Origin of the sequence: Mycobacterium zoologicum, from assembly GCF_020181635.2 — a bacterium.
Taxonomy (GTDB): domain Bacteria; phylum Actinomycetota; class Actinomycetes; order Mycobacteriales; family Mycobacteriaceae; genus Mycobacterium; species Mycobacterium zoologicum.
The window spans coordinates 1-9166 of sequence record NZ_JAYJJS010000050.1; the positions used below are offsets into that span (position 1 = coordinate 1).

Genomic DNA, 9166 nt, shown 5'->3' on the forward strand with positions numbered 1-9166 from the left:
TCTACAAGTGGCGCCACGGCGACCCCTCACCACGGCACGCCCGCCGCAGGGCACTTGTTGACGACGGGGTGAGTTCTAGTCAACGTAGCAACACTGACGGACTCTGTGACGCTAGCAGCGCGGTGAATAGGTCGGCGGGGCAACGGTCTTGGAGGACCATTCGGGGGCGCTTGTTGAGTTCTTCCTCGACGGCTTTCAGATGCTCCGGTGGGTGGTTGATGAGAGTGACGCCCTTGGGGAAGTAGTCCCGCAGCAGCCCGTTCGTGTTCTCGTTGCTGCCTCGTTGCCACGGCGATCTGGTATCGCAGAAGTACACCGGCGCACCGAGCTTGTTGGTAGTGGCGAGGTGACGTGCCATCTCGGTGCCTTGGTGCCAGGTGATCGACCGCATCAGCCCCGCCGGTAAGTCCTGCATGCGGGCCACCAGCGCGGCATGCAGCGAGTCAGAATCGGCGCGCGGCAGGTGCACCAACCGCAGCAGTCGAGTCTGGCGTTCGACCAGCGTGCCAATCGCTGAGAGGTGGTTGTCACCGATGATGAGGTCGCCCTCCGTAAGACTGAGGCTGGCCCGGGAGGGTCGGGTGTGGATGAGGTCTCCTTGCGCTTTGGTCGCTTACTGGGAATGTGCCCGACCTTCCGGGGTGCCCTGGCTGCTCATTGAGATTTGCGCTCGGTCGCTGGTTATGGGGCTCTTCCCGATTGGGAGTGCGTAGCTGGGCGGCGGTGACAGGGGTGAGGTTGGAGTGTAGGCGGGTCCTGGGGTGTGACGATAGGAGCTCCTACACACCAATCTCACGCCCACAGGACCCATGTCTGAGCCTACGTGCCTTGTTGCTGACACCATCTGCCGAACCGTCGAGTTGGGGGTGACGATCACCGGCGCGGCGATCGCCGACGAACTCACCTGGATCGACTGCAGGCCGGTCGAACACGACCCCACCTGCCCGAAATGCGGTGAGCCTGGGCGCCTGCGTGATCATGTAGAGCGGGTCCTGACTGATCTGCCGGTGGTTGGTCATCCGACCCGGCTGCGGGTGCGCGTGCCGCGGTTCACCTGCGGCACCGACGACTGCACGGTGGCGATCTTCCGGCAGTGCATGACCCGAGTGGCCGCACCGAAAGCCGCCACCACGGTTCGGTGTGCCCGCTGGATTCTGCAGCGGTTGGCGATCGACAAGATGTCGGTGTCGGCGATCGCCAAGACCCTGGGCCTGAACTGGGAGACGGTGAACACCATGGCGGCTGAACTGACTCGCGAACTGGTCTTCAACACCGCCGGCCACCTCGAGGGGGTGCGCTACCTCGGCGTCGATGAGCACAAGTGGAAGCACTGTCGCGGCCAGGGCGAGGCGGATCTCGTGACCGTGCTGGTCGATCTGACCCCGGTCATCGACGGCACCGGCGCGGCGCGGCTGCTGGACATGGTCGCCGGCAGGTCAGCCGCTGTGCTCAAGACCTGGCTCGCTGACAGGGATGCGAACTTCCGCAGCCGGGTCAAGGTGGTGGCGATGGATGGGTTCGCCGGCTACCGCACCGCGACCGCCGAAGCGTTGCCGGCGGCGCAGGCGGTGATGGACCCGTTCCACGTCGTGCACCGGGCCGCCGACAAGCTCACCGCCTGCCGCCAACGCATCCAACAGGACACCTGCGGGCATCGCGGCCGCACCGGTGACCCGCTCTATGGAATCCGCCGAATCATCCTGACCCGCAACGAGCTGCTTACCGCCAAGCAGAAGGCCAAGCTGGACAAGGCCCTCGCGGCCCATGATGCGCATGCGGCGGTGGAGGTCACCGCCGGCCCCTACTACCAGGACCTGATCGGCGCCTATGCCAACCCGGATCGGCGGGCGGGCAAGCTGGCGATGTTCAAGTGCCTCAAAAGAATCCGGTCTGGACTGCCAAAAGGGCTGGAGGAGTTGGCGCAACTGGGTCGCAGCCTATGGAAGCGGCGCCGTGAGGTCCTGGCCTACTTCGACGTCGGGATCTCCAACGGTCCCGTCGAAGCCATCAACGGCCGCCTGGAACACCTACGCGGCATCGCCCTGGGATTCCGCAACCTCAACCACTACATCCTGCGATCCCTGATCCACTCCGGCCAACTTCAAGACAGGATCAACGCACTCTGAATCGGGAAGAGCCGGTTATGGATGCGTCAGCGGGGTGAATCCCCCCGGCGTGTCCGGGGACTCGTTGATCACGACGCGTGAGCCACGTTAGATCCGAAGTCCACCACTCCGCGGGACGCTATCGCGCCGACGTCTGGCAAGCCAGTATTATTGCTATAATTGCGACTAAGTTTTGGAGGTATTCTTGAACGGAAATGAAGATCTGATCACGGTGCTTTACGGGCGGGTACTTAAGCGGGTTCCGTCTGAGGGAGAATTCCAAGAGTGGGTTACGGCCTTAGAATCGGGGACGTCGCCGGCGACTGTTGTTGCTGCGTTCTATAACTCCAGCGAATATCAAGCGAAGAATAGCGTCAAGTCTGCATACCGAGAACGGGATGGCTCAAGATTGGCCGAACCAGATGGTTCTATGCGTTTTCCGTTATTTGTTGTCGGGTCCGCGCGTTCGGGCACCAGCGCACTTGCCAATGTGCTGTGGAATATCGGTTACCATGGTTTCGGAGAGGGGCACTTTCTAACTATGCTTCGCGGTATTGATACCTTAGTGGATCAGCACTATGTAGAATTTCCTCAGACAGGGGACATGCTGTGGCACATCGACAAGGGCGATCTGAAGCGCAGTCTCTTCGAAACGTTTCGGCCGTTGACGGATGCCGCGAATCCGAAACAGCCGTGGTTCGACAAAACGCCGAGTTCGGACATGATTTGGGCGATTCCAATCCTACGAGAACTATGGCCGAGCTCGGTTTTTGTTTTCGCTAAGCGGCGTGGCATTGAGAACTTAGTGTCTCGCATTAAGAAATTCCCGGATAGACCCTTCGAGGAGCAGTGCGCCGACTGGGCGGGGAGCATGGCGGCGTGGAGGAATATTCGGCCACAGTTGCCGCCCGAATGTTTCATTGAGGTCGAACAGCGCGACATGATTCAGCAACCGGACTGGATCGCTCGAAGGTTGTGCACATTTCTGCACGCGGATGAGAGTGCGGTTCAAGCCGCTTGCAAAGTCCTGAGCACTCCTGGCGCGGAGGAGAGCGACAAGGGGAGCGCCTCCAAGACGTTGTCGCTCGCCGAGTCCGGATGGACGCAAGAACAGACAGAGACGTTCCTCGAATATTGCGCAAATGAAATGGAGGAATTCGGCTACACCATGGATGAGCATTACAATGTAGCATCGTAAACCGATTCCACTGCAGGCAGTGGCAATTCTTCAGAGCGTGCCGTAGTCGTCGTTCGGTATAACGCCTGAAGTCAGCGTGGCCTTGCTCGCTGCGGCGCCCGTGATTGCCATTTCGATGTCGCCTTCTGTAGCCAGATGCTGCCCGGCTTGTCTATAGCGGCCTCAGGTAAATAACGACTAACGACATCAGGGTACTCACGCCAGAACCAACTATTGAAAAACATGATCTGGAAGACATTATTGTAGCTCAGGAACGCCTGCAACAGATAAATCTCATTGAAAGGCCAATCTGCCCAGGCGTCGGGATATTCGAATGGATAGAAAATGTCGTGAAGGTGCACTATGACGCCCGGCCGCAATCGGGGCAAAATTTGAAAAAATATTCGGTTTACATCACTTTCCTTCCCAAGTACATGCGAGCTGTCAATAAATAAGATATCCCCCTTCTGGAGGGCATCAAACAATTGGAAAGGCGCGTTTTGAACGGTATCTCTGTGTATCGTGATCTCTGAGTAGTCACTTTCGTTGAGTTGGCTGTAAAGGTGCGCTGGATTGGGATCGATAATGGTGAGTTGCAGATCTTGCAGTTCCTGGTCGCGTACGTCGAGGGCAATGGCGGACGAAAAGCCTGACCCCACCTCCACAATGCGCTTCGGTCGCACGGTTGTCAGCATGGAATAGTACACCGCCCCGTCGGCCAGCTCGAAGACGCCGTTCGTTGGGTTGTTGAAGCGGGACCATGACCGTGAGAACTCAGGCCATTTCGGCGCTAGCAGATCGGCAAGTGCGAGCTGCTCTTCGACTCGAAGATCGAGCGATCCTTCCAAGCCAACGTCGCATGCTGCATCAGGCTCCATTTTGAGCTCCTTCTGTGTTAACCCGGACGGTCCCGATACAGAGTACTGGTGGTGTACGGCCGTGGCGCAATTAACGGAAACGGCATGCCCAGTGTTGAACCACCCCGGCGTGTCCGGAGAACCCGGGGTACATCACTTTCTACTTTGAGGCCTCGGCGAGTGTCGAAGTCGGTTGTTGAGCGTAGTGCGCGGCCTCCAGCTCCGCTGGCGGCATATCGCCCGATCACGGACTCGGCCAGGGCGTTGTCATACGATTGCCCGACTAATCGGAGCCGATGGAGCTGCATTTCGTGCGGAATGGTTCATCGTCGGGGTGGTGGCTTGGCGAGTTTGCGGAGTTGTTCTTCGTGGCGTTTGACTCCTTCGGCGAGGGCTTCGACGGCTGTGCGAAGGTGAGCGACTTCGGTGGCCAGGCCGGGCAGGGTTCAGGCGTCGGTTTGCCGGGTGCGGTGTTCATCGACGATGGCGCGCAGTTGTTGGTCGCGGTAGAGGGTGGCGCGGCTGACCTGGGCCTGTGCGGCGACGGCGGTGAAGGTGATCGGATGGCCCTTGGTGGTCAGTTCGGCGCAGACTTCCTTGACCCTGAGTAGGGCGCTTTGGCTCATGCGGGTTCCGATTGGGCGATGAGTGCGTCGAGTCGGCGATGAGCTTGTGATGGCGATCTGAATCGCCCCGGGTTTGATGCCAATGCCGTTAAATTTTGGCGGCGGCTGAGCCGAACCTCTGGCGGTCCTCGGTGTCTGATGTTGTTGTGTTCGAGGGTTTTTCGCGCAAACTTGTGGCGGCCGGCTCGTTCGGTGACGCGCGGGTAGGTGCGGTGTCGTCTGTCCGGGTCGGGGCGTTGAAGGATTGCTGCGATTGGGGGAACCCCAGGTGTCCACCATCAGGGGTCAACCCCACACTCACCTCGGCGCCAAGCTCGGGGCACTAGAAATGTCCAAACTCAGGTCAGACCAACTTCAGATCCGCCGATTTTCGGACATGCCTGTAGGGAACGAGTTACCACCAAGTTCGTCGAGTAATCCGCCAAACGCTTCGTCGCACATCTTTTGGACCCGTGGTTCAAGGTCCCTCTGCCACCGGCCGATCGATGACGCGACGTCAGGCGATGTTCGATGGGCATTGACATCGGTAGTGATTTCATCCGCGGCTTTTGCCATTGCATCAACAATACTCGGCGACGAATCGAGGTCCAGAGCTTCGAGCATTGCATGGATCGGTTCGGCAGGCGAACGTATAAGTTCCTCATAACGGAGAAGTGCGCCATATCGGGATCTGCTTTTCCAAAGTCGCGTTAGATCCAGTATGCTACGGCGGATGAGGTCGACGAGTTGTTCATCCGTTTCAGCCAACTGGCCGGCGAACTCGCCAAATCCCCTCTTATTATCGAACGCCCGCACAGAGGCCAAGGTGTCCCTTGGCTCTCGGACGAGGAATATCTCCCGCGTCCGCGGGTAAAGCTGCCGGATTATCGAGCGGATGTGATCTGCTGGGGCAAATTTCTCCGCGAAAAATGCCGGTGCCGTACTTTTTCGCCGGCGAGCGTACCTGCGGTAGAACGACTCGACGGCAGCCTGCGCAACGCGTGCAAACTCCTCGACCTGATTGGAGGCGTACCAGCGGTCGACCGCTGCACCCACTGAGTCCTCAAATAAAACTGGATCGAGAAAGAAGGAAGGGAATGGAGGTAGCTGTCGTCGATTCGTCCAGAACTCGAACGATTCCGCCCGCGAGGTATCCACTGGCATAGCTAGCACTTGCACGAAATGCATCCAGTAGCTGCAGACACGTTGCTCATAGGGAAACCGCTCATGAACCACGACGTCTGGGTGCTCCGCGAGCATCCTCATTAGCAAACTGCTGCCAGATCGGCCGGGACTGATCACTGTGATCGGCTGCATGGTGGAGGTGAAGGCTGATGTTAGCTGCTGCGTGCCGCGTATTTCCGCAATCTCGCGTTGGCGTCCGTCTTGCAGGACGGCTCGCACCCTAATGGTGAATGTCGGTGCGAGGCCGACCGTTCCGATTGCTTTCCAGAAACCCACGCGGGCGGAACCGCCAAATGCTCGAGCCACGTCCGGTCGTTGAACGTTTAGGTCGCAGCATGCAATCACGACTCCCTCGTGAACAAATTCCACCTCAGTGACAGGTTCCTTACCTATGACCCAGCCGTAGGCGTCGAACACATATCCGTCGACCGGGCCCGCCCGCGGATAGTCGAGGTAAGCATGGGTGATCAGGTCATCGCTGCCCAGTAGGGTGGCGCTAGATATCTGCACCGCCATGCGGCAGTCCCGTCCCTCCTCGTCGGGGGTTCAGCCACGGCTAGCGGCTTGCCGACAAACACCTTCGCAGCTCTAGGAGGTCTGCGAGCCAGCGCGAACAATGTCCACTGACTCGGAACATGAGACCATTTGAGACGTGCTGGTGTCAATAAGCCATGTGAGGCAGCTCTACCCCAGCACACGAGCTAGTCGGTGATCGGTCCGCCTAACGCAACGCACCTCTTTCTAACGCAGCGCGTCTCTTCCACTACGCTAGATCCATGCTTTTCGCCGTCGCAGTTGTGACACCTCCCAGCAATCCGACCATCGGCGGAGGATTTCGCGAGGTCGCGGAGGCACTGCACCATGCACTTCTGGCACTTGGTCATGACTCGGTGTTAACCAACCGACTCGACCTCGACGAACGTCGCACCATCGTGTTGGGTGGAAACCACATGGTCTGCTACGGCTTGGAGCCGCCGAAGAGGCCTATCTTCTACAACCTCGAACAATTGGGCAATGATTCGCCGTGGATGGCGATGCCTGAATTCACCAACCTTTTGAGACGCTACCCGATTTGGGATTATAGTCACGCCAACATCGAGTATCTCGGTGCTATGGGATTGCCCCGACCCACCTACGTCCCAATCGGATATGTCCCCGAGCTGACACGCATCGCCCCAGCCCCCGAGGACGTGGATGTCCTATTCTACGGTGTGCTCAGCGAACGCCGATACGCCGTTCTCAAGGACCTGCACGACCGGGGCCTGCGGGTGAAATGGCTATCGGGCGTTCTCGGCGCGAGCCGCGATGCCTGGATCGCACGCTCGAAGATCGTTCTGAACGTCCACTACTGGGAAGCAAAAATCTTCGAGATCGCGCGGGTTTCCTATCTGCTCGCAAATAAGCGCGTGGTGGTCTCCGAGAGCGGTACCGATCCGACATTGGAGCGCGATCTAGGATCCGGGGTCGCATTCGCCGACTACGACGACCTGGTCGATCGGTGTGTGCAGGTGCTCAGCGACGAACACGAGCGGCGTGAGCTCGCCGAGCGAGGTTACGAGCTGTTCTCCGCTCGCGATCAGGTCGCCGTCGTGAAGCAAGCGTTGTCGATAACTCTGGAAGATGCCACCCACCACCCCACTGCGCGAGACGCTTATGCACGCCTGGAAGGCGAAGACCACAGCACAGATCAGCAGTTCCGCAACCGCAACCTTCTCAGGCATAAGGCTGAGCTCGAACGCGATGAGTTGCTCGCCAAGGTCGAACGCAATCCCGAGGATGCACGGTCGGTCTTATTCCTCGCCGAGACCTGCCTTCAGTTGGAGGATTTCCTCGCCGCGCGCTGGTGGTACGCGCGGCGGATAAAGATGGGAGGTGATGGCGAGGAGGTCTACTACGCGATGTACCGGCTCGCGCAGACGATGTCGAATCTTGATGAGCCGTGGCCCGACGTTGAAGATGCCTATTTGCGCGCCTGGACCTTTCGACCAACTCGCGCCGAGCCACTACATGCCATCGCCGTGCGCTACCGCGTCAATCACCGCTACACGTTCGCGTACCTATTTGCCGAGAGCGCTGCCGCAATCCCGTTTCCGGAAGAAGATATCCTCGTTCCCGGAGAATTCGAAAAGGTCTACTCTTGGCTCGCTGCCGATGAGCAGGCGGTGTGTGCATCCTGGATCGGCAAGCACACCGAGGCATTCGCACTGGCCCGGCGCCTGCTGGCCCGCCCCGACCTCCCCGATCCTGATCGGCAGCGGATTGCAGCCAACCGGGACGTTTCGGTGCCGACCATGATCGATGCGGCCGCGCGCTACCCCGGCGGTCTAATACAGACCGTGGTAGCAAACCCCGGTAATGCCGAGGTCACCGTGAGCTTGGTCGCCGGACCGGACCGCCAAACCACAGAACAGGCACTGAACTCCTTCCTGAACTGCTGCCTCGATGTATCACGCGTCGGGCGCTTCGTGGTGCTGGATGCAGGCTTATCCGCCCCGGACCGCGCGAAACTGCGCAAACGTTACGGGTTCCTCGAGTTCGCCCGTCGTAGATCCGGCGACGGGCCCAGGGCTCAGCTTGAGCGAGTCCGCGCTCATATCGACAGCCGATTCTGGCTGCATCTGGGCCAAGACTGGCAATTCTTTGCCCCCGAGAACTACATCACCCGCCTGACCGCGGTACTCGACGCCGAACCGCTGGTATTCCAGGTCGGCATCAACTTTGCCGACGCCGCCGAACTGACCGGCGCCAGCGCTGCCGAGGAGGTTGTGCGGTGGGCAGCGGATGCCGGCCGCTACTTAATCACTGATGTGGTAGCCAGCGGCCCTGCGATCTTTGATACCGCACGCCTGGACCAGGCCGGCGGCGTCAAAAACATCCAAACGGATCCGATCGCCAAGCTTGAGCAACGGGCGATCTCTAACGCACTACAGACCGCCACCCTCGACGAAGTACTCTGCATCTCAGGCTTGGATCCGTATGGCAGCGGCCCGTAGCCACCTCGATCGTAGATGTCGCCAATGAGCTCCTCGTCGCAGGTACTAGACGCAACTGCGTCCGGATGGGGCCCGACTCCGCTTCGGTGCCGTGATTGCAAGCTCAAATATCTCAGTGCCTCAACACCACGACGCGCCGCGGAGCTGTCAGTACGCGCTAACGCGAATCATGGGCACCGATGATCCTTCTGGGGTTCCCCCGAAAAGGTGGACACGGTTAACTTGCTTCCGTGATGGCGGTCAG

General features: G+C 59.5%; 7 protein-coding genes. 3 read left to right on the forward strand and 4 right to left on the reverse strand.

The window, feature by feature from the left end; all coding sequences use genetic code 11:
- Nucleotides 1-79: 79 nt before the first annotated feature.
- On the reverse strand, nt 80-589 hold the full coding sequence (locus K6T84_RS23215; RefSeq protein ID WP_456341110.1) for an IS30 family transposase: 510 nt from the start codon (nt 587-589) through the stop codon (nt 80-82).
- A gap of 220 nt (nt 590-809) precedes the next feature.
- On the opposite strand from K6T84_RS23215, the gene K6T84_RS23220 reads away from it, so the two are divergent.
- Nucleotides 810-2126: an ISL3 family transposase gene (locus tag K6T84_RS23220; protein ID WP_329786920.1), complete on the forward strand. Its 1317-nt coding sequence runs from the start codon at nt 810-812 to the stop codon at nt 2124-2126.
- 184 nt (nt 2127-2310) lie between these two features.
- A complete protein-coding gene (locus K6T84_RS23225; RefSeq protein WP_329786921.1) occupies nt 2311-3303 on the forward strand; it encodes a sulfotransferase in 993 nt (330 codons plus the stop codon).
- A 71-nt stretch (nt 3304-3374) separates the two neighbouring features.
- On the opposite strand, the gene K6T84_RS23230 is transcribed toward K6T84_RS23225, so the two are convergent.
- From K6T84_RS23230 to K6T84_RS23240, 3 genes are all read right to left on the reverse strand, one after another.
- Nucleotides 3375-4160 (reverse strand): class I SAM-dependent methyltransferase, encoded by a 786-nt coding sequence (locus K6T84_RS23230; protein ID WP_329786922.1) that lies wholly within the window; start codon nt 4158-4160, stop codon nt 3375-3377.
- Between the two features lie 425 nt (nt 4161-4585).
- A complete protein-coding gene (locus K6T84_RS23235) occupies nt 4586-4765 on the reverse strand; it encodes a hypothetical protein (RefSeq protein ID WP_329786923.1) in 180 nt (59 codons plus the stop codon).
- A gap of 354 nt (nt 4766-5119) precedes the next feature.
- Nucleotides 5120-6445 carry a sulfotransferase gene (locus K6T84_RS23240; RefSeq protein WP_329786924.1) on the reverse strand — a complete coding sequence of 442 codons (1326 nt, stop codon included), beginning with the start codon at nt 6443-6445 and terminating at the stop codon, nt 5120-5122.
- Between the two features lie 260 nt (nt 6446-6705).
- Between K6T84_RS23240 and K6T84_RS23245 the strand changes: the two genes are divergently transcribed.
- On the forward strand, nt 6706-8922 hold the full coding sequence (locus K6T84_RS23245; RefSeq protein WP_329786925.1) for a CgeB family protein: 2217 nt from the start codon (nt 6706-6708) through the stop codon (nt 8920-8922).
- The last annotated feature ends 244 nt before the right edge of the window (nt 8923-9166 follow it).

Excerpts from the sequence above, each read along its gene's own strand:
- K6T84_RS23240 (WP_329786924.1), bottom strand. The coding sequence starts at position 6,445 with ATGGCGGTGCAGATATCTAGCGCCACCCTACTGGGCAGCGATGACCTG.
- K6T84_RS23245 (WP_329786925.1), top strand. The coding sequence starts at position 6,706 with ATGCTTTTCGCCGTCGCAGTTGTGACACCTCCCAGCAATCCGACCATC.
- K6T84_RS23220 (WP_329786920.1), top strand. The coding sequence starts at position 810 with ATGTCTGAGCCTACGTGCCTTGTTGCTGACACCATCTGCCGAACCGTC.
- K6T84_RS23235 (WP_329786923.1), bottom strand. The coding sequence starts at position 4,765 with ATGAGCCAAAGCGCCCTACTCAGGGTCAAGGAAGTCTGCGCCGAACTG.
- K6T84_RS23230 (WP_329786922.1), bottom strand. The coding sequence starts at position 4,160 with ATGGAGCCTGATGCAGCATGCGACGTTGGCTTGGAAGGATCGCTCGAT.